The organism is Vibrio sp. M260112, from assembly GCF_036533775.1.
Classification (GTDB): Bacteria; Pseudomonadota; Gammaproteobacteria; order Enterobacterales; family Vibrionaceae; genus Vibrio.
The window spans coordinates 1-24,465 of record NZ_JATABH010000028.1 but is presented as its reverse complement, the minus strand read 5'-3'; the positions used below and the strand labels follow the sequence as shown (position 1 = coordinate 24,465).

Here is a 24,465-nt window from a genome sequence, read left to right as displayed (position 1 = left end):
GAGCGCGTAAATAGAAAATTGGAGAGAAAAAATGAAAGGTGATATCGGTGTAATTGGCCTAGCAGTAATGGGTCAAAACCTTATCCTAAACATGAACGACCATGGTTTCAAAGTGGTTGCTCACAACCGTACTGCTGCGAAAGTAGACGAGTTCCTAGAAGGCCCAGCTAAAGGTACTAACATCATTGGTGCTTATTCACTAGAAGAGCTAGTTGAGAAACTAGAAACACCGCGTAAAGTGATGCTCATGGTACGTGCAGGTGAAGTTGTAGATACATTTATCGAAGCGCTAGCACCACTTCTTGAGAAAGGTGACATCATCATTGATGGTGGTAACACCAACTACCCAGACACTAACCGCCGTGTTGCTGCACTACGTGAGAAAGGCATTCACTTTATCGGTACAGGTGTTTCTGGTGGTGAAGAAGGTGCTCGTTTTGGACCTTCGATCATGCCGGGTGGTTCTCCTGAAGCATGGGAAGCGGTAAAACCTATCTTCCAAAGCATCTCTGCTAAAACTGACGCGGGCGAGCCTTGTTGTGACTGGGTTGGTAACGACGGTGCTGGCCACTTCGTTAAAATGGTTCACAACGGTATCGAATACGGCGACATGCAGCTTATCACTGAAGCGTACCAGTTCATGAAAGATGGCTTAGGTATGTCTGCTGACGAGATGCAAGCGGTATTCGCTGAGTGGAACAAAACCGAATTGGATAGCTACCTAGTAGAAATCACGGCTGATATCCTAGGCTACAAAGACGAAGACGGTGAGCCTCTAGTAGAGAAGATCCTAGACACTGCTGGTCAAAAAGGTACCGGTAAATGGACGGGTATCAACGCACTAGACCTAGGCATTCCACTGACGCTAATCTCTGAATCCGTTTTCTCTCGCTGCCTATCTGCGCTAAAAGATCAGCGTGTTGAAGCAGAATCTTTATTCGGCAAAACTATCACACCAGTAGAAGGGGATAAGCAAGAGTGGGTTGATGCACTTCGCCAAGCTCTACTTGCGTCTAAGATCATCTCTTACGCTCAAGGCTTTATGCTAATGCGTGAAGCGTCAAACGAGAACGGCTGGGAGTTAAATTACGGTAACGTAGCGCTAATGTGGCGTGGCGGTTGTATCATCCGTTCAGCTTTCCTAGGTAACATCCGTGATGCGTATGAAGCGAACCCTGACATCGCGTTCCTAGGTTCAGACGATTACTTCAAAGGCATTCTACAAAATAGCCTAAGCGCTTGGCGTAAAGTTGCAGCAAAATCATTGGAAGCAGGTATCCCAATGCCTTGTACCATCTCAGCACTCTCTTTCCTAGACGGTTATACGACAGCTCGCCTGCCAGCTAACCTTCTGCAAGCGCAGCGTGACTACTTCGGTGCTCACACCTACGAACGCATTGACCGTCCACGTGGTGAGTTCTTCCACACTAACTGGACTGGTACAGGCGGCGATACAGCCTCTACAACTTACGATGTGTAATCTAAGTTAAATTTGCCGCAAAGCCGATTTGGTAATCAAATCGGCTTTTTTATTATCGGTTCATCCAGCGAATTCATCATTACTCAATAATTCACTACTATAATTAAAGCAAAACAATCACTTATCAAAATGCCATATGCGCAAATAAAAATGAAAGAAAATAGAATATTGCTTTATTAGGCATATTATTGGTTTTTATTAATTAACTATTGCAAACTAATTAACGATATTTATCGATAAACTATCGATTTAAAATATATCCTGTCAAGCGTCTCTAATTTGATAACCGTACACGGCAAATTGCAAAGATTGGCGCAATAGCTAAGGATTGAGAAGAAGAGAATACGTGGAAAATCGGATAAGGTAAAAAGAGCCATACCTCTCAGCGTTGAGAGGTAGTGTAGATATAAGTCGTATCAAACCGTTTATCGACGAACTAAAGTTTGACCATCGACAAAGCCGATGCTTTTTATCTCGCGATGTTTGATGTTCCTTATTACACTCCAATCGAGGTGTGATTGAGAGAAAGAGCAATAGATATGCCGACCTCCGGACAACTCCGTTTTTAAGAAATCTTCCAACGACTGAACATTAGACGCAATAAACAGATCTCTTTCATCAATTAGCGGTGTTTTTTCAAAGGCGATGGGTGAGTAGTGTGTGAGCATATATGTTTTATCCTCTAGGCCAGTACAGTGCTGGCTTTGTGTAAGGCAAAGTGAGTAACCTCCTTTTATTTATCTCCTACAAGTATTGTATTACAAATGGTTAATGAACTTGGGAAAGACATCCTTTCCAAAATGGAAACAGAAGAGCGCCTAATGGCGCTCTTCTGTTTATCGTTTCCTTTGAACTTATCGGTGACATAGAGAGCAAAACTGGCAATCAGTGCGATCACCGACACGGTAAAAAGAGCTGGCATGCTCAGGATCCATGCAAACGTCGCGGCAAGAAATGCGATGAAGGTAATCATGCGACTGCTTGACATTACTCTGCCTAATTTTCTGTTCATAACGCCTCCTAAGTATCAACAAAGGGACATGGCTACAACATTAATCGGCCATGTTTTGACCAATTCATTATGCCGTAATGTAAGCTAAATAAGCCTAAATCAAACTCAAAATAACTCGGTATGTGACACTGCGCAATGAGTTAGTCGACGCGTTACCAATAGACATCAACAAAGAAATAGACGGTCATCACTATGCTCGACAAGGCGACAAACCCTTTCACGTAAACCTGCTCCACTTTTCGCGATACACGAGCGGCAACATAGCCCCCCGAAAGCGTTCCTAACATCACAGCAAAGCCTCTAGGCCAATCAATTGCGCCATCAAGAACGAACACGACAATGGCAATGATTGAAACACATGAAGAGATAAGCAACTTCAGGCCGTTCATCTGGTTGATATCGTTATGTCCGGCCAAGACTAAGTAGCTGAGGACGATAACGCCCAACCCAGCATTGAAGAATCCCCCATATGCGGAAACCAGAATCAATAACAACGTAATGGAGATCACCGCCCATATCGGACTCAGCGACGCCGTTCTCGCCGCTTGACTGACCCAATGACTGATTTTATTGCCAAAAACAAATAGCAAGGTAGCAAACAATAGCAGCCATGGTATGGCGACCAAAAACTGCTGCTCAGACACACTCAGAAGCAAGTAAGCTCCAATGGCACCGCCAAGGAGACTGAAGAAGATCATTGATTTCAATGCACTAGCCGACTGAGCGATGTCCTGACGAAATCCGTAGGTACCGCTGATATAACCTGCGCATGCCGCGAAGGTATTGGTCGCATTAGCAATCACAGGAGGTACACCAACAAACATGAGTGCAGGAAACGTGATAAAGCTTCCACCGCCCGCAATGCTGTTAAGTATACCGCCCAGAACACCAGCGCCAAATAGTAGAATCCATTCCATTTTGGTTATGAGTTTTTATTAGGGGTTAACTACTCTAACCTGCTCTTTCCATTGAACAAATAGAGATGAGTAAATTTTGTGCTCAAGCTACTGAATATCTAACGCGATTGCTTTCCAGTCCCGTAACTCATCTCGGTAGTATTGAGTCTGCTTTGTGGTCATGGTGTTGATGACTTTGACCAAGTACTGATTCGCGATCTGTTTATTGTGGTCGATTTTCTGTTCCAACTCTGGCGCATAGAAGCTATCAGGATTGAACATTAGCTTGTGAAACTCTGGTTGAAACTTGTTGATATCAAGTCGATTGGTCAGTAATGCGTTCATCTCTATGCGCATCTTGGTCTGATAATCAATCCAGTCATGTGATGTGACGTAAAGCGCTGCCACCCATTCATCGAGCAAGCTTTGCTGTTGGTCGGTGAGATCACCTATCCATGTTTCGAGATTCTCTTCTATTCGCTCTCGGTAACGTTGTTTTACTTCTGGTTCACTCAGTGGCTGGTATTTTTTTTTGTATTTGGTATGACGAACACGAATACTGTCCATAAGCTGTCCGACTTGACTGTCAGACAACTCACGCGCAACAGAATACAGTTCGGGTGCAACTCTCGTCACAAGACGCTGAGAATGGTTGTGAAACTTTATCTCTTGCTGTTCGAGTTGTTGCTGTGTAAATGTGCTCGGTTCTATCTCGATGAGCTCATCAAGATGCTCGATATAATTGGGGATTTCTTCACGTCGGTGCCATTCACTAAGAACTGCCACCTTCTGACTCACTAGCTCTTCCTGTTCATCGTTTAACTCAACATAGTCATCTAAATACTCCAGCAACAACCAATCCATGTTGTTGTAGACAAACTTAGAGCTACAACCAATTAGGGACAAACAAATTACCAATAGTAATGCGAGTTTTTTCATTGCTTCTTCCTACGCAACGCACTGCTAGAACCATTATTATTACCATAGACACAATCTTCCTTTGTGTCTGCGACAATTTATCACTGAGTGGGCAACCCTATCTCAATTATTGCTAAATAAAATAGTCGATATGTTACCGATGCCGGATATAATAGCCAGCTCAGAAACGATCAGGTAATAACATGAAAATTTGTGGTGTAGAACTTCAAGGTAACGACGCAGTAATCTGCCTTCTTTCACATGCCGACAGCGTAGTCCACTTGCCAGACTGCCGCGTAGCAAAGCTAAGCATAGGCAATGCTAACGACACGCAAGAAGTGAAGAAATTCCAGTTCTCATTTGCTAAGCTAATTCAAGACTACAAAATTGAAAAAGTTGTCATTCGCCAACGTCAAACAAAAGGCAAATTTGCTGGTGGTGCCGTTGGTTTCAAATTAGAAGCAGCAATCCAGCTTATTGATGATGTGGAAGTGAAAGTTGTTTCTCCAACTGACATCAAAGAGAGCCTGAAGCGAAACCCACTCGGTATCCAGTTTAAGGATACGGGTCTTAAACAATACCAAGAACCGGCATTCATGACGGCATACGCTTGCGCAATGATGCGTGGTTAAGTGAATCAGATATAATTAAGCCCAAGCATTCTGCTTGGGCGTTTTCATTTTTGCTAAACCGGCATTCAACCAATCACACCGCGCTATGGCTGTTTGTCGAAACACTTAACGCCTTGCGGAATCTCATACCAATCCTGTTTTTCACTGACCCAGACGTGCGCTGTCGGTTCAAACACATGATGATCCGAATCGCTGCTTGATTTCAATTTAAGCTTTATTGTCGATGGATCATCTGGGTTGAAGTGATAGACCCGATTCCCACATTGAGCACAAAACTTCGCATAATTTTTGTTGCCGCTCTCTGCCATTCGCTGCCACTCCTTTAGCTCGCCTTTAAATTCAATATCTTGGGTCGCAACAATGGCAGTCACACTAAAAGGAGCCGTCGCAAGTTTTTGGCATTCTCGACAATGACATGCTAATACCATCTTAGGTGGCTGGTGCAATTGGTAACTCACCTGACCGCACTGACACGTACCTTCCACTAGATAACTCATTCCTTATTCCTCCCTGACTTCACGGCGTTTACAAACAAGGCACTTTGCCTTTGATTGTACAATTATCAGCCACAGTAACGGGGTTATCGCTCAAATACCAGTATGTGTGACGCGTAGACCAGAGAATAATTAACAGTGTAAATCTGAGCTCTACCAAGAGAACAGTGGCAAAGATGAGATTGCCTAAATTGCGTATAAAACAGAAAAGGGACGCAAGCGTCCCTTTTCTGTTTTTATGCCGTTTTATCACTTATTGACGTTCAGTACGCATACCCATGAGTAAGCTTACACACATCAACAGAAGAACTATCGTAAACGGTAGCGCCGTAGAGATCGCCCCTGCCTGTAATGCCTGAACCGCTTCAGAGCCACCAATCCATAATAGTGCGACAGCAATCGCTCCTTCCATAAAGGCCCAAAAGACGCGCTGAATGACAGGCGCATCAACCTTACCACCAGCCGTGATGCTATCAATCACTAACGAGCCAGAATCTGAAGAGGTAATAAAGAACACCAAAACCAGAATGATGGCAATCACAGATAGAATTGAACCGTACGGCAACACATCAAACATTTGGAACATGGCCAGAGACACGTCCGTCAGACCCTCGCTACCAAGATCACCCACATTGTTGATGACCTGATCTATTGCCATACCGCCAAAGGTCGACATCCACAGTAGCGTCACCGCTGTCGGGACAAGCAAGACTGCTGTGATGAACTCACGAACTGTACGTCCTTTAGAAACACGCGCAATAAACATACCTACAAATGGCGACCATGAGATCCACCAAGCCCAGTAGAATACTGTCCACCCCTGAAACCAAGCTTCGTCTTCTCGTCCATGTGGATTACTTAATGGAATGATATTCTCCACGTACGACATAAATGTCGTGCCAATATTCCCTGCAACAATCGCATAGCCGATAAGGGCCACTAAAATGAGTAATAGGAAGGCAACAAGCATGTTGATATTACTGATGACCTTCACTCCACCGTCGATACCACGTACAACAGAGACGACAGCCAACAAGGTCACAACCGTGATCACAACTACCTGCAAGCCTAAACCTGACTCAATGCCAAACACGTGGTGAATACCACTTGCTGCTTGCTGTGCTCCCAGCCCCAAAGATGTCGCTAGACCAAACAAGGTTGCGAGTACCGCTAAGATATCGACAACATGACCTGCCCAACCCCACGCTCTATCGCCAAGTAACGGATAGAAAATCGAACGAATGGAAAGTGGTAGCCCTTTGTTATAAGCGAAAAAAGCCAGCGATAATGCAACAACACCGTAGATTGCCCATGGGTGAAGCCCCCAGTGGAACATAGTTGCGCCCAAGGCAAGCTTAGCGGCTTCAGGCGAATTCGCTTCAACACCCAATGGCGTTTCATACCAACCTGTAAAATAAGCGACTGGTTCCGCAACGCTCCAAAACATGAGACCGATACCCATACCGGCGGCAAATAACATCGATAGCCAAGACAGGTATGAGTAGTCTGCTGTAGCCTCGTTGCCACCTAAGCGAATTTTACCTAGCGGCGATACGATCAAAGCTAAACAAAAAATCACGAAGATGTTCCCGGACCAGATAAACAGCCAATCAAAGTTGCCAATGATCTGCCACTTGATGCCATCCAGTGTCGCCTTGGCTGATTCCGCATCCATGACCAACACGGCAATCAAAAACAGGGCAATTAGACTCGCACTCCATCCAAAGACTGAATTGTGAACGTCAAATCCCCATTTCTGCACGTTATCCTGACCGATTGTATAGTCGGTACTGTCAATACTGTACTTATCTATGCCTTTAGTCATTCTTCCTCTCTGCATCTATTCTTTAATGAGTAACCGTTGCCCAATTAACAAAATAGTTAGAGTTAAAAACAATTTCATCATTCTGCAACTGGATACAATTCTCATTATTGTACATTTTTCATCGTTTCAATCCAGCAATATGCTAATAAATGAGCAATTTTTATCAAAATGACATTTGAGTGGTCGTTATTTACTCACAAAGATAAAATATCGGCAAGGAAAAACACTTTGTGCACTAAACAATTTAAATGAAATAGTTTACTGATGATGGAATGGTGGTCATGCTGATTTGTGAGACTGGAGGCTTTATCTAGAGTGACATTTGATGTATTTTCCCTTCTTTTATCGAACCAGTGAGGAAGCGCATTGGAGAAGCACGAAGAAGTCCTAATTTCCATTCGCCAGATCATTCGAGCGATAGATTTACACTCTAAAAAACTGAGCAAAGAGTCAGGTTTAACCGGACCGCAATTAATACTTATGCGTTCGATTCAAGAGTTAGGCGATGTCACTATTCGTCAGTTGTCTGACCATACCAACATGAGCCAAGCAACGGCCACCACCATTCTTGACCGGCTGGAGCGCAATGGACTGGTGCAGCGTGTGCGTAATAGTAAAGATAAACGGAAAGTCCATGCCCATCTGACTGACCAAGGCAAGAACGTGCTGGACAATGCACCGACTCCGCTGCAGCAAAGTTTCATCACTAAATTTCAGAAACTAGAAGAGTGGGAGCAATCACTGTTGCTTTCCTCTGTACAGCGAATTTCATCAATGATGAACGCAGAAGATATTGATGTAGCTCCCGTTCTAGAACTCGGTAGCATCACCAAACCAGATTAACCAACCAAGATATTTGCTTTCATTTATCTTTATGATTACGTTTAAAGTTAAACAATAAACATCTAAAGCGGTCATAAAGGTGTAATGGTTATGGGCAAGACATTACCAAATTTGAACGACGAGGCGATTCTCGATCTCACTAAGCAAAAGCAAGTACTGAAGATTATCGCCGTCATCACGCTTGTAACTTTTGTACCACTAGTTATCAAAAACAGTGTGCCGACGGAAAACGTCAACGAGGCAATGCGAGTTAACGCTGTCACTTAAAAATAGGCAGTTCGCTCCCGCCTTTGACCTGCCTGATGGCTAAGTGGGTATGAATATCTTTAACGTTCTCCAAGCGTTGAAGTTTACGAGTAAAGGACTCATAGCCCGCTAAATCATGACTGACAACTTCTAACAGATAGTCATACGCTCCCGACACGACATGGCAACTGATGACCTCATCCATTTCTTGAATTGCATGTTCAAAGTCGTCGATGCTAGCGGCTTGGTGGTTGTTAAGGCTCACTTCAACAAATACGGTCATACCGACGCCAATCAAATCCTTGTTGAGTGTGGCGCGATAATTGGCAATGATACCCTGCTCCTCCAATCTTTTGATTCGGCGAGCACATGGTGAAGCAGACAGCCCCACCTTATCTGCAATTTCCGCTGTCGCCTGACGAGCGTCTTGCTGTAAAAGTCGCAAAATGTGTTTATCAATTCTGTCCATCGTCATTCACGCATATTTCCATTAAATATTGGCACAATTTTAACTGAATCAGTCAAAATTCTTTAAATCATCAGTCAATATTGCCAGATTTCACCTCGATATACATTCCATAATGTTAACAACTACTTTCAAGGTCACATATGGATATGGTTTCTGGATATCTGGCAATGGTTGCCACACTTTTACTCTGGTCAGGATTTTTTCTTTCATTACGCAGTGGGGCTCATTCTGAGCTACTGACAGCGGATATTGCACTGACCCGTTTTTTGATCCCTTGTGTGATCCTACTTCCTATTGTTTACAAAGCGAGACAACAGATCATGGCGGTGCCCAAACGCTATCTGATCGGCATGTTTATTGGCAGTGGTCTCCCCTATTTACTTGTAGCGGGTACCGGAATGACATTGGCTCCAGTATCGGATGGCAGCGCCCTAGTTCCCGGTACCTTACCATTGTTTGTATCCGCTATTGCCGTCATCCTGTTTAAGCAGCCATTAAGTCGTCATCGAATTGTTGGTTTGACCTTGGTGGTAATTGGTATTGGAACTTTTCTAACCCAGAGTCTTAGCCAAGCAGATCCTAATTTGCTTCAGGGGCATATGCTGTTTTTGATTGGTAGTGTCATGTGGGCGATGTTCACCATTTGTGCGCGCGTCTCCAATCTCAATCCGTTGGCGGCTTCAGGGCTCATTGCACTGATGTCTAACCTCTCGTTATTTCTCCTAATGGCGAGTGGTGCTATCGATAGCTACCTCTACAGCCACGCCTTTAGCGAGTGGCCGTGGGAACAACTCAGCGGCCACTTTATGCTTCAAGGTGTCGGTGCGGGCATCATCGCCGCGTTTACTTATCTCCACGCGATCTCTGTCCTTGGAGCCGAGAGAACCGCAGCATTTGGCGCTGCGACCCCCGCTGTTGCGACCTTGCTCGCCATACCTATTTTTGCGGAGCAACCTACTCCGTTGGGTTGGATAGCCTTGTCTCTGATTTGTGTTGGCAGCCTGATTGCGAGCAACATTCTGATGAAGAAAGATACGTCAATGCAGTATCAGCCTCCCTCTTTTAAAAGTAAGGCGTAACGAGATACACGATGTAGCACAGCTTTGATGTTAGCGGCAGAACTCGGTATAGTCCCAACTTAGATTTGTCACCAACAAGATGGAAATAACGTGAAAACTCCGTGTATCGCTGCGTGTAAGAATAACGAAGGTATATGTAGCGGCTGCTACCGTACGATAGATGAAGTAGTGAACTGGCGACATTTGAGTGATCAAGACAGGGATGAGACCCTGGCGAATCTCAGTGGTGAAAACTCCAGCCATACTTGTCCTTCATGCAACCAAGCAGCCCAATGCGATATCAGTCAGGGTAAAGCGACTTGCTGGTGCTTTGCTATCGAAAAACGCGATACCTCTAAACTGGATAATAATGACCTCTGCCTATGTCGCAAATGCCTATCTAGTCTGCCCATCGCATAATTACTCATCCACCAGCATATAATAATTTTGAATTAGATTTTCTAATCCAAATATTAAATTTTTATCTTGCGTCAGTTCACACTTTTTAATTGATAGAAACTGAAAGCCCCCTTAATATCTCGCGCCTGATAATCCCCTTTGTTTGTTTTAGTTATTAGCTTTGCTACTGCAAGGCTAATGTTTTTCGCGTTGATTTTAGGTGTTGTAGAAATGTCCGCCTCTGCTCAAGTAATTAAGTTAACCTTTCTAATTGCTATTCTGACTGCTGTAGGTCAAATGACTCAAACCATGTACGTGCCATCTATTGGCCATATGGCAAATGAGTTTTTAGTTAGTCCATCTGCACTTCAAGCAGTAATGGCCTGCTATCTGATCCCTTACGGTTTCTCGCAGTTCGTATATGGACCGCTATCAGACCGTCTGGGGCGCAAACCAATCATCGTTGCAGGACTGCTGATCTATATCGCAGGCACACTTGTGGCGCTCTTTGCCCACGACTACGATTGGTTCCTAGCCGGTAGCTTTATCCAAGGCCTAGGCATCGGTTGTGGTGGTGCTATGTCTCGCACGCTAACTCGCGATCTGTTTGATGGCAGCGAGCTGCACAAGGTGAATAGCTTGATTAGCATGTGCGTGATCTTTTCACCTCTTATTGCTCCGGTTTTGGGTGGCTATCTCACCGAATCATTCGGGTGGCGTTCAAGCTACATGTTCTTAGCGCTATTTGGTATTGCTGTTGTGATTACAATGCTGACAAGCTTTATCGAGACCCTGCCTCGTGAAAAACGTCGTTATGAGAAAGTCACCAGTAGCTATCGTTATGTATTGTCAGATCGCCGTTTTCAAGGTTATCTGCTCTGCTTAGTCGCAACATTTTCAGGTATTGCTATCTTTGAAGCTGCCGCGGGTGTCTTGCTGGGTGGCGTATTGAAATTGCCAGCAACGACTGTCAGCCTACTGTTTGTCTTACCGATTCCGGGTTACTTGGTTGGTGCTGCGTTATCAAGCTTTATCGCGACGAGAAAAAATGAAAAACACGCTTTGAGTGTCGGACTGGTCGCTATTATGGCTGGCTCACTCGTGGTTCTGTTACCTGGATTACTAGGTCAAACAAGTGCCTTAACGCTCATTGGCGGTGCGACCATCTACTTTTTAGGCGCTGGCATATTATTCCCAGCAGCAACGACAGGTGCGCTATCACCTTTGCCTTATCATGCTGGAACAGGTGGTGCGGTACTCGGTGGAATGCAAAACTTGGGCGCGGGATTGGCAACCCTTGGTGCATCTATGATTCCTGCACCGGACCAGATGCCGCTCGGCGCACTGATGTTGGTCATGTCAATTGTCGCTTTGCTCGGTCTGATTCGTGTTTACCGTAAGCACGATCCCTCTAACGAAATGCCACTGGCGATCTAAAGTAATAAGGAGCGCATCGCGCTCCTTTTTTATCTACCATTTTTTCATCAAGCGACCGACGAGATTCGGATGATAAGCCCACGTGTGGTCAAACATCGACATCAACTGAGGGTTGCCATACTTTGATAAGCTGATCGCGTGGAATCGATTTTTACGCGCTTTAAGCTTCTCGACTTGTTGCACCATCTCATCTGACTGCTTAGGTGCGATAAAGTCAGAAATAACCACCATGTCAGCATTGCGATATTTGTCGCCGCACATCAAATCGATCGACTTCATCAGCACAGGTTCCAAGTCCGTACCACCGTGAAAGCTGTAAGTAAGAAAATCACTCGCTTCGCGCAGACCATCTTGCTTCGTCAACTCATAGGTTATCTGCTCAGTAGAAAACAGAATCACGTAACATTCGCGGTCTTCAGCCAAGGCAATTTGCATCAAGGCATAGGCCATCGCCTTTGCACACTGCTCTGGAAAGCCACTCATTGAACCAGACGCATCAACACAAACGATGAATGGCCCTTTTTCAACATCAACTTGCTTGTGGTCTGGTTGTTGTGCTCGGATCTTGCGCAGGGCTCTTGATTTGCCCTGCATGCGGTAGTTCATCAATCGCTTATCGACTAAATGTTTGTAGAACACCACTTCCAACTCTGGATAGGCAAGAAACATGGTTTCATTAGGCAGTAGTTTGTTGAGATCGTCACTCTGGTGAATGCCGACAATATCATCTGTTGCTTCGTCGGATTTCTCTTCGACCATTTGCAACTCTTCTGCTGGTGCGCGCTGTAGCTCTGGATCATCAACTTGCCCAGCCATTCGACCAAGCTGCTCAGCAATTTCTTGCAAGCCTTTGTTCTTTTTCAGAAATTCCGCATGACGCTTCATCACTGTCAAGTCAGATTTACTTAGCTTCGCGGACGCCATATCCCACAATCGACCCACACTGCCTTCGTCCCCCTCTTCCGTCACTTTATCCATGTTTTTCATGGTTTCCATGCGCTGATAGAGGTCTTTGAGGACTTTCTCTTTGCTGACTTCAAGCTCATTTAACTGAGCCTGGCGCAAAGCATCGGAAAGGCTTTGGTACCATTGATCACAAAAGTAATGGGGAAACATAGGGTTGTTGAGACCCTTATTTTTTTCCATTAAACGGCGGGCTTTTAGATAGAACGCGGAATGCCATTCTAGCTTTGTGATCACTTGAGGAATCTCTTCAAAGAACTGTGTTTCATCCCAATGAATCACTTCCTGATACAACGCCAGTTCTTGCTGAAAACGTTCTGTTTCACACACTTTAGTGATGCGTTTCTTCACGCTGCCACGCCATTTAAGCAGGTGATTTTTAACCGAGCTTTTCACACCGCGATTCTCTGCCATCACCATCACTTGTGAACGAGCAATGAGATCGTTCACCGCAGAATCGATAATTCCCGAGTCGGCGATGGCCAGAGCTAAGTTTAATCCGTCGGCACCTAACATATCGGCTCCTTATGAGAAAAACTGGTTTAAGTTTTTAAAACGGAAAACCGTACGTTCACATTCAGACTTGGTCGACTCCAATACTTGTTGAAGGTTCTGCAAGCTCGCCTCCATTACTCGTGGTAGTTCTTGATCAATAAAGCCGTGTGGTAACGCACCATGGAAGTTAGAGCGAACTTTGCGTAGGTGATGTTCAGCATTTTCTAGCTGTGACATCGCCTGCTCTGACTTAGTTAACCACTCTTGATAAAGTGACTCATCTAGCCCCTTGTTGGTTACGACAGAGACCAACACAGCGCGATTAGCAATATCTTTGATAACAAGATTATTCGCCGCATCGAGGTCGAAGCGCAGACGACACATATTGGTGTTCTGATTAACATAGCCATAGACATCACCCTGACCATCTTTAATCACTCGCTCTAACTCATTCTTAGGCACGTACACCCAACGGCTGTCGCCCTTCTCCGATTCGGAAACCGACATATTGCTTTGGAGTAAAACCAACTTGACCAAATCAAATGCGCTGCCAACTTTGTAGCTCTTGACATTTGAAATATCGTAGCTGTGAATCTGCTTCTTAATCAGACCCGTTGTTGTTTCTGTACTCAGTGTTATGCCAAATTGTGACTCCAGCGCTTCTTGAATATCGCCAAGCTCTTCGCGACACAGGGTGATTTGTTGCTCGACTTCCTGTTGGTCAAACGCGTGATTAAGAGCAAACTGCTTAATGACATTACGCACAACATCACGTGATTCAGGACTGTTCCACAAACAATCTTGCAGCAGGAGTAAATCAAGAGGATTAATTGAATCACGACCGTTGAAATAAGCACTCGCTTTAAGGAGTTTTACCGCCTTCTTCCAGCGTCGGTCTGAGACATACATATCGGTATCGGCAACATCGCCTCCCATTGTAGAGGTCGCCGCATTCTCTAGCATCGTTTTCAGTTCGAAAAGTTTTTCGAACACCTCATCTGACAATTCAAGTTTATCCAGTTCGGACTGCCACTGATGATACTCTTCATCGGTAATCGCAAGACCTTCCGGAATAGCGGCTTCTTGTGGTGTACCAACCGTTAACATCGACTTAAAGTTATTCTTGTTCTGAATGCGATTGACGAACACTCGTACTAGCATTCGGTCATATAGCGCTTCTAGCCCACTATCTTCATCCGGTAGTTCATTGGAGGCTGACACCAACAAACGCATTGGTACTCGATGGATATCGCTGCCATTTTTAAACGTTTTTTCGTTAACCACCGTAAGTAGCGTGTTAAGAATTGCTGGGCCTGCTTTCCAGATTTCGTCAAGAAACACCACTTGCGCTGTCGGCAAATAGCCCTCAGTTAGACGTAGATAACGACCGTTGTCTTTGAGTTCCTGAATACTAAGTGGGCCAAACACCTCTTCAGGCGTCGAAAATCTGGTCATTAAGTATTCAAAATAAGAAGAGTTGTCAAAGGCTTGAATAAGACGTTTCGCAATCAGACTCTTGGCAATACCCGGAGGGCCAAGTAAGAAAACACTTTCACCCGCTAGCGCTGCTAGCAAACAGAGCTTGATGGTTTCTTCTCTTTCATACACACCATCAGAAAGCGCTTGAGCCAATTTACTGATCCGTTCAGAGAGCAATGCTTTTTGTGAGTGAGACACTCGATTTGGGCTAATCATTTTCGTGCTCTCCTAGGGACACCTTGAAACCTTGTATGTATAATTTTATACATTTGTTATCATTTTGTTACAAGTGCATTTTTTTTGATTGGACGGATCTTTATAGCAGAAGCGGTTTTTACGTAACGCCTAGAAATCAATGTTTGCACTTTTGATAGTTTAATCACTGTTCTGCATAACCTACTCAGCAACTAGGAATGGAATTGATCTTTATCTCTGCAAGCCGAAGCTGTAATGTAGGCCAGTCTAGAGCTATGGACGAATAAAGCGATTCAATGGAAAATCAAACCAAAACTATCCATTCGTGGAAAAGCATTTCTTTGATTGAAGAAAATCTGACGCTTCCCAATGGCAAAAACATCACCCACACCACCATTTCTCATCCTGGAGCGACTGTGATTCTCCCGATCGATAACGATGGACAGATCATTGTTATCAATCAGTACCGACCTTCATTGAAAAAATGGCTTCTGGAGTTACCCGCTGGAACGCTAGAGAGTGGCGAACCCGTCGAGGCTTGTGCCCACAGAGAACTTGAAGAAGAGACTGGTTACAGCGCAAAAAGCATGATATCTCTAGGACAGGTAACACCTCTCGCGGGTTTCTGTGATGAAATTCAATACCTATTCGTCGCGAAAGATCTGAGCCATACGCAACGTTACCAGTGCGACGAAGATGAGGTTATCGACGTTATCTCGCTATCGATAGAACAACTCGAACAAAAAATCATTCAAGGCGAAATCACCGATGCTAAAACGATCGCGTGTTTAAGCAAAGCCAAGCTATGTGGATATATTTAGGAGATTAATTTATGGATTTTCGTTCTGATACCGTAACCAAACCAACCGAAGCAATGCGCAAAGCGATGAGTGAAGCGCTTGTCGGTGATGATGTTTATGGTGATGACCCAACCGTTAATGAGTTGGAGCAATGGGCTGCGCAGCGACACGGTTTCGAAGCCGCACTATTTACCACATCGGGTACTCAGGCGAATCTACTTGGCTTAATGGCTCACTGTCAACGCGGTGACGAATATTTATGTGGTCAGCAAGCGCACAACTATAAGTACGAAGCTGGAGGTGCCGCAGTACTTGGCTCAATTCAACCTCAGCCGATTGAAAACAACCCAGACGGGACGCTCGATTTTGCAAAGCTAGCAGCAGCGATCAAACCGGATGACTCACACTTTGCCCGAACTAAATTACTCAGCCTCGAAAACACCATTAATGGCAAAGTGCTACCGCTTAGCTATTTGGCACAAGCGCGAGAGTTTGTTAATCACCACGGTTTAATGCTTCATCTTGACGGTGCGCGTGTTTACAACGCAGCAGTCGCACTGGATATCGATGTTAAAGAGATTGCCCAATACTTTGATTCCATGACTATCTGCTTGTCAAAGGGACTCGCAGCACCGATTGGCTCTTTGCTGCTAGGCAGCAGCGAATTTATCGCCCGAGCTCGTCGCTTACGTAAAATGGTCGGTGGCGGTATGCGTCAGGCCGGTATTTTGGCAGCGGCCGGCAAACTCGCATTAACTGAGCAAGTTGAACAACTCAAGTTAGATCATGCCAACGCTAAACGTCTTGCTGAAGGCCTAAGCAAGATCGATGGTTATCATGTTAAACCAGAGTTGGTAGAAACGAATATTGTGTTTGCCAAACTCGATGAGAACATTGATATCAAACAGATCGCGGCAAAACTGGCAGACGATGGCATCACAGTCTCACCAGGAAATCCAATCCGCTTCGTCACTCATAAAGATGTCACAGGCGAAGATATTGATACTTTGCTAGCAAAACTGGCACAGTACAGCCAATAATGACTTCAAACTCTTGAGCTTCCCCTTAGGGGAAGCTTTATTCTAGCACCATCATTGTTTACCGAGCTCAACTGATGGCAAGAGTCTTCTTACTTCTACTGTTATTGTCACCCTTCTCTCAAGCTGAGTTATTCGGCGACCCAGAACTGGGCAAAATCAAAGCGCCAAGCTGCGTCTTTTGTCATGGTCAAACAGGGAAAGCGGTTAAGCCGTCTTACCCTAACATCAATGGTCAAAACGCTCAGTATCTATACCAATCTATGAAAGATTATCAGCAAGGTAATCGGACTGGACCACTGGCAGAAATGATGAAAGGTCAGCTTTCGCGCCTTAATGATCAAGATCTAAAAGACATTGCCGCTTACTTCTCCAGTCAAAACTAACGTCGGCAAATAGAACAAAGCCTTTGGCTCCACGACGGATTTCAAAGCCCAAATAACGAGGAAGATTTGTATCCACAGCTTGCCTGCTTAGTTGAAGGTCGTGGTCGAGTGTTGATTTATCACGGCGGCTATGTGGCTTTTGTGGATGACGAGCAAACTTTCATTATTCGAATCAGATAAAAAATTTTCAGTAGATTGAAATCGAAGAATTAACATCCCGAGCAAAAAGACACGCTCTTTTCCATCTTGTACCACTTTAGCCCATCTTCATTGCGGTGCTGCTCACTGCCATGGTGATGTCGAACGGTCTACGTCGGTAGCCGCTTGTAAACTACGCACTAGTATTCGTTATATAATTACAAACCGCCTGCGTTCTTTCTTATTCTTTTCATGAGCGCAGATGATAAATATCACTCACAAGCCATGTAACAAATTATCAAGTTGCTATTTATTGTGATTAAATCCCCCCATTTATCAATTAATCTCTCATTAAGAGCCTTTTCTGCTCATCACCATCTGCCCTCATTTTCAAAATCCAACACGTGCGTAAACAAAATGATCTAATTGTTATATTTTTGATAACCACAATGATAACAACTGATCCCTAAATTACGTCACACTTCCATAATCACAATTATTTAACATAATTTGCTAGAAAATTTTTCATTAACGTGTGTAAATCACAATTCAATCTCTGGTGCTCAATCTTCTATTGAAATACACCTTAAGATCATCTCATCGGTTCAACTCACCCTACACATAACAAATAAAGGATTGATGAAGATGAAAAAGGTCTTACTGAAAGCGGCAGCTGTAACGCTAGCCCTTGCTGCTACTGGCGTTCAAGCTAAAGATTATGAAATCGTAAATGTAGTTAAAGTGTCTGGCATTCCTTGGTTTAACCAAATGAACAAAGGGATCGAGCAAGCAGCTACGGATTTCGGCGTGACAGCTCGCCAGCTTGGTCCTTCCACTCCAGATCCAGCGCAACAAGTTAAAATTATTGAAGACTTAATTGCCAAAGGCGTTGATGCAATTACTGTGGTTCCGAATGATGTAACTGTATTGGAACCAGTATTTAAAAAAGCTCGTGAGAAAGGGATTATCGTGTTAACCCATGAGTCACCAGATGGACATGGTGCGGATTGGGATATCGAAACGATTGATAACCAAGCCTACGCGAAAGCAACCATGGATGAGCTTGCAAAAAATATGAACAAGCAAGGTGGTTACGCGGTTTATGTTGGCTCATTAACGGTGCCACTGCATAACAACTGGGCAAATCTAGCTATCGATTACCAAAAGAAAACCTACCCAGAAATGTATGAAGTCACTAGCCGTATGCCAGTTGCTGAAAGCATCGATCAATCTTATGCCGCAACGAATGACCTGATGAAAGCACACCCAGATATGGCTGGCATCGTTTCTTACGGTTCATTAGGTGGCATCGGTGCAGGTGAAGCCATTAAGAAGAAACGCGCAAAAGACAAAATCAGCGTCGTCGGTATTATGATGCCAAGCCAAGCTGCTCCGTACTTAGCTCGTGGCGAGATTGATAAAGGCTTCTTGTGGAACCCTGCAGATGCGGGCTACGCCTTGGTTGCCGTTGCTAAACAAATGCTCGAAGGCAAAGACGTATCTCAAGGGGTCAATGTCCAAGGCCTAGGCGATGCAGAAATCGATGCGCAAAACCGCGTGATCAAGTTTAACAAGATTCTAGAAGTGGATAAAACCAACGCACGTCAGCTTGGTTTCTAAGCTAAACAAACTCTGTTTTAAATTGGGCGGTGCAACGCCGCCCAACCTTATTGGAAATGATCATGTCTGGAACTCCTTTTATTACCCTCAAGCAAGTATCCAAGCACTTTGGTTCCGTCAAGGCATTGGATGGGATAAACCTAACATTCAATCAAGGTGAGGTGCACTGCCTAGCCGGCAAAAATGGCTGTGGGAAAAGCACATTATTTAAAGTGATATCTGGCGTTCACGCACCAGAGAAAGGCGCTGAGATCACATTAGCGGGCAAACACTATTCTCGACTCACCCCACAACAATCAATTGAACACGGCATTCAAGTTATCTACCAAGACTTATCCCTATTCCCAAACTTAACTGTCGCAGAGAATATTGCCATTCAGGATCATGTAGAATGGACAAAAGGACTGGTGCAACAGAGGCGTATTCAGAGCATTGCAACTCAAGCAATGGCAAAAGTAGGGGTCAAATTACCACTGAATAAACGCGTTGAGCAGCTTTCAATTGCCGAATGTCAGCTCGTCGCCATTTGCCGAGCTATGGCATCTGATGCCAAATTAATGATCATGGATGAGCCAACCGCCTCACTCACTCGCACCGAAGTGAATCACCTCATCGACGTGGTCGCAGACCTTAAATCCAAAGGCGTCACAGTGGTTTTTGTGAGCCACAAGCTTGACGAAGTAATGGAGATCTCCGACCGAATCACTGTCATTCGTGATGGCCGCACCATCGGAACCTATCAAGCTGACCAAGTAGACAGTGACGAATTGGCTTTTCTAATGACCGGACAACGATTCGAATTCACTCCTCTTGCCGATTACCACCAGCAAGGTGCCGTTAAACTTGAAGTAGAAAATCTGTCGAAACGTGGCCAGTTTGACGACATTTCATTTCAAGTTCGTGCAGGAGAGATCGTCTCCATTACCGGCTTACTTGGCGCAGGACGAACCGAATTGTGCATGGCACTGTTCGGCATGACTCAACCAGACAGCGGTGTTATCCGCATAAACGGCCAACCAACCACATTCAAATCTAATCGTGACGCGATTTCTCAAGGTATCGGTTATGTCTCTGAAGACCGCATGTCGACTGGGTTGGTGATGGAACAAGCGATTCAAGACAACATTACCGCCTCAGTAATGCACAGACTTGAGAAGCCCTCAGGTTTTCTTGACCATCTAAAGGCAAACAAGCTCGTCGATAGATTGATTTCTTCATTGTCCATCAAAGTCGCGGATCCAAAACTCCCAGTAACCAGTTTATCTGGTGGTAATGCGCAGCGTATCTCTATCGCAAAATGGATAGCCGCAGAGCCAGAAGTGCTCATCCTTGACTCTCCGACCGTGGGTGTCGACGTTGCCAATAAAGAAGCAATCTACACCATCGCAAAAGATCTTGCCGCAAAAGGAATGGCAATCATCATGGTCAGCGATGAAATCCCCGAAGTGTTCTACAACAGTCATCGCGTGATTGTGATGAAAGAAGGACGTTTTACTCATGATTTCCAACCCGCTCACTCTACTGAGCAACAAATCATGGAGGCAGTCAATGCTTAACCAGTTTCGTTGTTGCTTATCTTCATTCAGCAAACGCCATGAGTTCTACCTCTCATTGATGATTGTGTTGATTGTCGCAGTGCTGACTTTTGCCTCAGAAGATTTCCTCACTCTTGGAAACATCTTTGACATGTCCGTCAGCTCGGCATTGCTAGGCATCATGGCTTGTGGTTTGTTTGTCGTACTTATCGCTGGCGGCATCGACATCTCATTCCCAGCCAGTGCTGCGATTGCACAGTACATCACCGCGACATACATTTTGACGATTGGTGGTAACTTCATGATTGCGTTTGCTATTGCAACCGTCGTGGGTGTGTTGCTTGGTATGATCAACGCTACGCTGGTCTACAAACTCAAGGTGCCAGCGATCATCATTACCATTTCAACATTGAACGTGTTCTTTGGCTTACTGATTTACTTTAGTAACGGCGAATGGTTGTACGGTTTTCCTGACTGGTTTATGGATGGTATTGAGCTATTCACATTTACCGGTAGCGACGGCTATGACTACGGCTTATCACTGCCAATCTTAACCTTAGTAGCAATGATTGCCCTCACCTCATTCCTGATGTCTAAGACACGCTTGGGGCGTCAGATTTACGCGGTCGGCGGTAACGCAGACGCGGCGAGTCGTATTGGTATTAACCTATTTGGTATTAATCTGTTCGTTTATGGCTACATGGGAGCACTTGCAGGCATTGCTTCTGTGGTTCAAACCCAAATAACCCAATCAGTCGCTCCAAACTCTCTTATGGGGTTTGAGCTTACGGTACTAGCTGCGGTTGTACTTGGTGGCACAAGTATGACAGGAGGCAAAGGTACGCTGTTTGGCGTTGTACTTGGGGTGATATTGCTCGCCGTTGCTAAGAACGGTCTGACGTTACTTGGTGTACCTTCATATTGGCACACGGTCGTAACTGGCTTAATCATTGTTTGCAGCATCAGTATGACGGCAATCAATGAGAAAAAACAAGCACTACAAGAGGCATAAACCATGGAACAAGTGCTAAATAGTTTAAAGCTGCCGACAGACAAGAACATTCGTTACTTACTGGTGATCTTAGCTGGCATCCTCGCCGTTATGGCATTCTCAAGTGGGCAAGCGTTCTTCTCCATTGATAACTTACAATCGATGTCATCGCAAATGCCACTGCTCGGTTTACTCGCACTGGCAATGGCTGTGTGCATGCTGACGGGCGGTATCAACCTGTCGATCATTGCAACAACCAACGCGTGTGGATTAATAATGGCAAGCATCATTACGCAAGCGCCTGATAGCTCAGCAATGCTTGTCTTGGCGCTTCTCGCAGGCCTGATTACCGCTACAGTCATCGGCTTGCTCAACGGTGCATTGATCGCGTACGTTGGCGTTTCACCAATACTCGCAACCTTAGGGACAATGACCCTGATTAATGGTCTGAACGTGTTAATCTCTGGCGGTAGTGTTATCTCAGGTTTCCCTAAAACCCTTTTGGTACTCGGCAACGGCTCAATCTTTGGCGTACCTATGCCGCTGATCTTGTTTGTAGGTTTTGCAATTGGCTTATGGGCACTATTGGAGCACACCAGTTTAGGTCGAACTATCTACCTGATGGGGTCCAATGAAAAAGCCACCCGTTTCTCCGGTATCAACACACAAAAAGCAACCTTGTACGTTTATGTCATCTCTTCTGTGCTTTGCTGGGTCGCAGCCATTGTAATGATGGCAAAATTCAACTCTGCAAAGGCTGGCTACGGAGAATCCTATCTTCTGACGGCAATTCTCGCTTCAGTACTCGGGGGAATTAACCCAGATGGTGGCTTTGGACGCATTATCGGAATTGGTCTTGCACTTATCGTATTACAAACATTAGAAAGTGGCTTTAATTTGCTGGGAGTGAGCAGCTATCTCACTATGGCGCTATGGGGCGGCATCTTGATCTTATTTATCTTCTTACAAAAAAATAAGGCTTAACGGAGTAGTATATGAGTATTTATTTTATCGGCGTTGATGTAGGCAGTGGCAGCGCGCGTGCGGGTGTCTTTAACGCACAAGGTCGTAAAGTGGGTGAAGCCAAACGCGACACCATGATGTTCAAACCTCAAGCTAACTTCGTTGAGCAATCTTCCGATGACATCTGGCAATGTGTGTGTCTTGCGGTTAAAGATGCGGTATCCCAAGCCAACATCGACCCTATCCAAGTCAAAGGCATCGGTTTCGATGCGACTTGTTCATTAGTCGTGCTGGATAAAAGCGGCCAGCCGCTCACGGTGAGTCCTACTGGGCGAAGCGAACAAAACGTCGTAATGTGGATGGATCACCGCGCCATTGCTCAAGCCGATCGGATCAACAAAACTCAGCATCCTGTATTGGCTTATGTGGGCAACCGTATCTCACCAGAGATGCAAACACCTAAGCTGCTTTGGCTCAAGCAAAACATGCCAAATACATGGGCAAAAGCAGGTTACTTCTTCGACCTACCCGACTTTTTAACTTGGAAAGCAACATTCGATGCTAGTCGATCCCTTTGCTCAACCGTATGTAAATGGACATACCTTGGCCATGAAAACAAATGGGATCGAGGCTTTTTCGAACTAATTGGTTTAGAAGACCTACTGGAAGACAATGCACAAACCATTGGTGACAGAATTCTTCCTATGGGCCAACCTGTCGGTGACGGTCTAACTGTACACGCCGCCGATGACTTAGGTTTAACCCCTGGAACCGCCGTGGGCACATCCATTATTGACGCCCATGCGGGTGGTATTGGTGTTCTTGGTGCCTCTGGAATGACGGGTGAGAAAGCCGACTTTAACAAACGTCTCGCTCTGATCGGCGGAACCTCGTCTTGCCATATGGCTGCATCAAAGGCGGCTCGATTCATTGATGGCATTTGGGGAGCGTACTACAGTGCAATGATCCCGGGTTACTGGCTCAACGAAGGCGGGCAATCAGCCACAGGTGCTTTGATCGACCATATCATCACATCTCACCCACTGTACAAAAACACTAAGGAGCTAGCCGATAAACAAGGCAAAACCGTTTATCAGCTATTAAACGATCGCTTATTGGAACTTGCTGGTAACAAAGAAGACATCGCATTTTTGACAAAAGACATTCATGTTCTACCTTACTTCCATGGCAACCGCTCACCGAGAGCGAATGCTCATTTAACTGGCACAATCACCGGACTAAAAATGTCAAAAACGCTAGATGATATGGCATTTCAGTACCTTGCAACCATTCAAGGCATCGCCCTCGGCACACGCCATATTATCGAAGTGATGAACGACTCAGGCTATGACATCGATACCATTATGGCCTGTGGCGGTGGTACGAAAAACAGTGTCTTTCTACAAGAACATGCTAACGCGACTGGCTGTATGATCCTACTACCAGAAGAGAGTGAAGCCGTACTTCTTGGCTCTGCAATGTTGGGCTCCGTTGCCGCAGGGTTCTACAGTGATATTCCAGATGCAATGAATGCGATGAGTCGGATAAGCAAAAGCGTGATGCCTCAGACAGAGAAAATAAAACACTTTTATGATGCTAAGTACAAAATTTTCCACAAAATGTATGAGGACGATGTTCAATACAAACGTCTAATGGAAGCGTTTTAAAACACCAAACCCAAGGCTCACCACCTTGGGTTTTCTACTTCTGGGTACAGATAAGCGATACCATCACATTGGCTCACGCACCCCTTAGATAAATGATTTAGTTGTTGATGCTTTGATGCTTTGATGCTCGCCAGTTAAACGGCATGCTAACTAACACTGTAATGGTATCGTCCGTGCTGCCACGCAAATTTAATCACTCTGTGAGAAAGCGAGAAAGTTACTCTGTAGCACTCTCTTCATCTTGCTGATAAATCGGGTGCTTATACTTATCATTCAGCTTTTTTATTTCGACTATTTCAATTTCAGGGAAAGCCGACTGTAGATGAGAAAGTAACGCTGTTTTTTGATCAAGCGTCGAAATAAAAACAGTCCCTATATAGTCTAATGTTTCTCGATTAGGGCTTCCAAATGACAGCACTGAGTCATGAGTTAGATTAAACACGACACTGCGATCATCTATAAGCACATAAGACTTATCAACGGTTGG

23 protein-coding genes and 3 pseudogenes are annotated in these 24,465 nt (G+C 44.9%); 16 read left to right on the top strand and 10 right to left on the bottom strand.

Features of this window, described 5'->3' with window-relative positions; genetic code table 11:
- Positions 1-31: 31 nt before the first annotated feature.
- Positions 32-1,480, top strand: a complete 1,449-nt coding sequence (gnd, locus tag QTN95_RS12820) for a decarboxylating NADP(+)-dependent phosphogluconate dehydrogenase (RefSeq protein ID WP_138972627.1) — start codon at positions 32-34, stop codon at positions 1,478-1,480.
- A 425-nt stretch (positions 1,481-1,905) separates the two neighbouring features.
- Here the strand turns inward: gnd and QTN95_RS12815 are convergent, their stop codons facing one another.
- The 4 genes and pseudogenes from QTN95_RS12815 to QTN95_RS12800 form a co-directional block, all read right to left on the bottom strand.
- Positions 1,906-2,148, bottom strand: coding sequence for a hypothetical protein (locus tag QTN95_RS12815; protein WP_138972629.1), 243 nt, complete (start codon positions 2,146-2,148; stop codon positions 1,906-1,908).
- Positions 2,149-2,303: 155 nt separating this feature from the next.
- A pseudogene (locus tag QTN95_RS12810) lies at positions 2,304-2,492 on the bottom strand (hypothetical protein); the annotation flags it as partial.
- A 152-nt stretch (positions 2,493-2,644) separates the two neighbouring features.
- A complete protein-coding gene (locus tag QTN95_RS12805; RefSeq protein ID WP_138972631.1) occupies positions 2,645-3,409 on the bottom strand; it encodes a sulfite exporter TauE/SafE family protein in 765 nt (254 codons plus the stop codon).
- 87 nt (positions 3,410-3,496) lie between these two features.
- Positions 3,497-4,327, bottom strand: coding sequence for a DUF6279 family lipoprotein (locus tag QTN95_RS12800; RefSeq protein ID WP_331417729.1), 831 nt, complete (start codon positions 4,325-4,327; stop codon positions 3,497-3,499).
- A 182-nt stretch (positions 4,328-4,509) separates the two neighbouring features.
- Between QTN95_RS12800 and QTN95_RS12795 the strand changes: the two genes are divergently transcribed.
- Positions 4,510-4,938, top strand: coding sequence for a DUF3010 family protein (locus tag QTN95_RS12795; RefSeq protein WP_138972633.1), 429 nt, complete (start codon positions 4,510-4,512; stop codon positions 4,936-4,938).
- 83 nt (positions 4,939-5,021) lie between these two features.
- Here QTN95_RS12795 and QTN95_RS12790 read toward each other — a convergent pair whose 3' ends face one another.
- Positions 5,022-5,435: a GFA family protein gene (locus QTN95_RS12790; RefSeq protein WP_331417728.1), complete on the bottom strand. Its 414-nt coding sequence runs from the start codon at positions 5,433-5,435 to the stop codon at positions 5,022-5,024.
- 250 nt (positions 5,436-5,685) lie between these two features.
- Positions 5,686-7,257 (bottom strand): BCCT family transporter, encoded by a 1,572-nt coding sequence (locus QTN95_RS12785; protein WP_331417727.1) that lies wholly within the window; start codon positions 7,255-7,257, stop codon positions 5,686-5,688.
- 366 nt (positions 7,258-7,623) lie between these two features.
- On the opposite strand from QTN95_RS12785, the gene QTN95_RS12780 reads away from it, so the two are divergent.
- Together QTN95_RS12780 and QTN95_RS12775 are read left to right on the top strand one after the other, a co-directional pair.
- On the top strand, positions 7,624-8,100 hold the full coding sequence (locus QTN95_RS12780) for a MarR family winged helix-turn-helix transcriptional regulator (RefSeq protein ID WP_138972636.1): 477 nt from the start codon (positions 7,624-7,626) through the stop codon (positions 8,098-8,100).
- Between the two features lie 90 nt (positions 8,101-8,190).
- Positions 8,191-8,367: a hypothetical protein gene (locus QTN95_RS12775; protein WP_331417726.1), complete on the top strand. Its 177-nt coding sequence runs from the start codon at positions 8,191-8,193 to the stop codon at positions 8,365-8,367.
- Here the strand turns inward: QTN95_RS12775 and QTN95_RS12770 are convergent.
- On the bottom strand, positions 8,360-8,815 hold the full coding sequence (locus QTN95_RS12770) for an Lrp/AsnC family transcriptional regulator (RefSeq protein WP_331417742.1): 456 nt from the start codon (positions 8,813-8,815) through the stop codon (positions 8,360-8,362). The two genes, QTN95_RS12775 and QTN95_RS12770, sit on opposite strands and share 8 nt — an antisense overlap.
- A 146-nt stretch (positions 8,816-8,961) precedes the next feature.
- Between QTN95_RS12770 and QTN95_RS12765 the strand changes: the two genes are divergently transcribed.
- The 3 genes from QTN95_RS12765 to emrD all read left to right on the top strand — a co-directional run bounded on the left by QTN95_RS12765 (position 8,962) and on the right by emrD (position 11,709).
- Entirely contained in the window at positions 8,962-9,894 is a 933-nt protein-coding gene (locus tag QTN95_RS12765; RefSeq protein WP_331417741.1) for a DMT family transporter, read from the top strand.
- Between the two features lie 90 nt (positions 9,895-9,984).
- Complete coding sequence (locus QTN95_RS12760) at positions 9,985-10,293, top strand: cysteine-rich CWC family protein (RefSeq protein ID WP_331417725.1); 309 nt, start codon at positions 9,985-9,987, stop codon at positions 10,291-10,293.
- Between the two features lie 210 nt (positions 10,294-10,503).
- A complete protein-coding gene (gene emrD, locus QTN95_RS12755) occupies positions 10,504-11,709 on the top strand; it encodes a multidrug efflux MFS transporter EmrD (protein ID WP_138972638.1) in 1,206 nt (401 codons plus the stop codon).
- A 33-nt stretch (positions 11,710-11,742) separates the two neighbouring features.
- On the opposite strand, the gene viaA is transcribed toward emrD, so the two are convergent.
- Both viaA and QTN95_RS12745 read right to left on the bottom strand, forming a co-directional pair.
- Positions 11,743-13,188: an ATPase RavA stimulator ViaA gene (gene viaA, locus QTN95_RS12750; protein WP_331417724.1), complete on the bottom strand. Its 1,446-nt coding sequence runs from the start codon at positions 13,186-13,188 to the stop codon at positions 11,743-11,745.
- 9 nt (positions 13,189-13,197) lie between these two features.
- The gene (locus QTN95_RS12745) at positions 13,198-14,862 is read right to left on the bottom strand and encodes an ATPase RavA domain-containing protein (protein WP_331417723.1); all 1,665 of its coding nucleotides are present in this window, start codon (positions 14,860-14,862) and stop codon (positions 13,198-13,200) included.
- A gap of 275 nt (positions 14,863-15,137) precedes the next feature.
- On the opposite strand from QTN95_RS12745, the gene QTN95_RS12740 reads away from it, so the two are divergent.
- From QTN95_RS12740 to QTN95_RS12700, 9 genes and pseudogenes are all read left to right on the top strand, one after another.
- Complete coding sequence (locus tag QTN95_RS12740; RefSeq protein ID WP_331417722.1) at positions 15,138-15,662, top strand: NUDIX hydrolase; 525 nt, start codon at positions 15,138-15,140, stop codon at positions 15,660-15,662.
- A gap of 11 nt (positions 15,663-15,673) precedes the next feature.
- Positions 15,674-16,681: a low-specificity L-threonine aldolase gene (gene ltaE, locus QTN95_RS12735; protein WP_138972642.1), complete on the top strand. Its 1,008-nt coding sequence runs from the start codon at positions 15,674-15,676 to the stop codon at positions 16,679-16,681.
- Between the two features lie 74 nt (positions 16,682-16,755).
- Entirely contained in the window at positions 16,756-17,064 is a 309-nt protein-coding gene (locus QTN95_RS12730) for a c-type cytochrome (RefSeq protein ID WP_331417721.1), read from the top strand.
- A gap of 39 nt (positions 17,065-17,103) precedes the next feature.
- Positions 17,104-17,244 (top strand): annotated as a pseudogene (locus QTN95_RS12725) (cytosolic protein); the annotation flags it as partial.
- A 603-nt stretch (positions 17,245-17,847) separates the two neighbouring features.
- On the top strand, positions 17,848-18,822 hold the full coding sequence (locus tag QTN95_RS12720; protein WP_331417720.1) for a substrate-binding domain-containing protein: 975 nt from the start codon (positions 17,848-17,850) through the stop codon (positions 18,820-18,822).
- A 62-nt stretch (positions 18,823-18,884) separates the two neighbouring features.
- Positions 18,885-20,378, top strand: a complete 1,494-nt coding sequence (locus QTN95_RS12715; protein ID WP_331417719.1) for a sugar ABC transporter ATP-binding protein — start codon at positions 18,885-18,887, stop codon at positions 20,376-20,378.
- Positions 20,371-21,369, top strand: coding sequence for an ABC transporter permease (locus QTN95_RS12710; protein ID WP_331417718.1), 999 nt, complete (start codon positions 20,371-20,373; stop codon positions 21,367-21,369). The genes QTN95_RS12715 and QTN95_RS12710 overlap by 8 nt, the downstream gene beginning before the upstream one ends.
- 3 nt (positions 21,370-21,372) lie before the next feature.
- Entirely contained in the window at positions 21,373-22,332 is a 960-nt protein-coding gene (locus QTN95_RS12705; RefSeq protein ID WP_331417717.1) for an ABC transporter permease, read from the top strand.
- Positions 22,333-22,343: 11 nt separating this feature from the next.
- On the top strand, positions 22,344-23,978 hold the full coding sequence (locus QTN95_RS12700) for an FGGY-family carbohydrate kinase (protein ID WP_331417716.1): 1,635 nt from the start codon (positions 22,344-22,346) through the stop codon (positions 23,976-23,978).
- A gap of 217 nt (positions 23,979-24,195) precedes the next feature.
- Here the strand turns inward: QTN95_RS12700 and QTN95_RS12695 are convergent.
- A pseudogene (locus QTN95_RS12695) lies at positions 24,196-24,465 on the bottom strand (hypothetical protein); the annotation flags it as partial.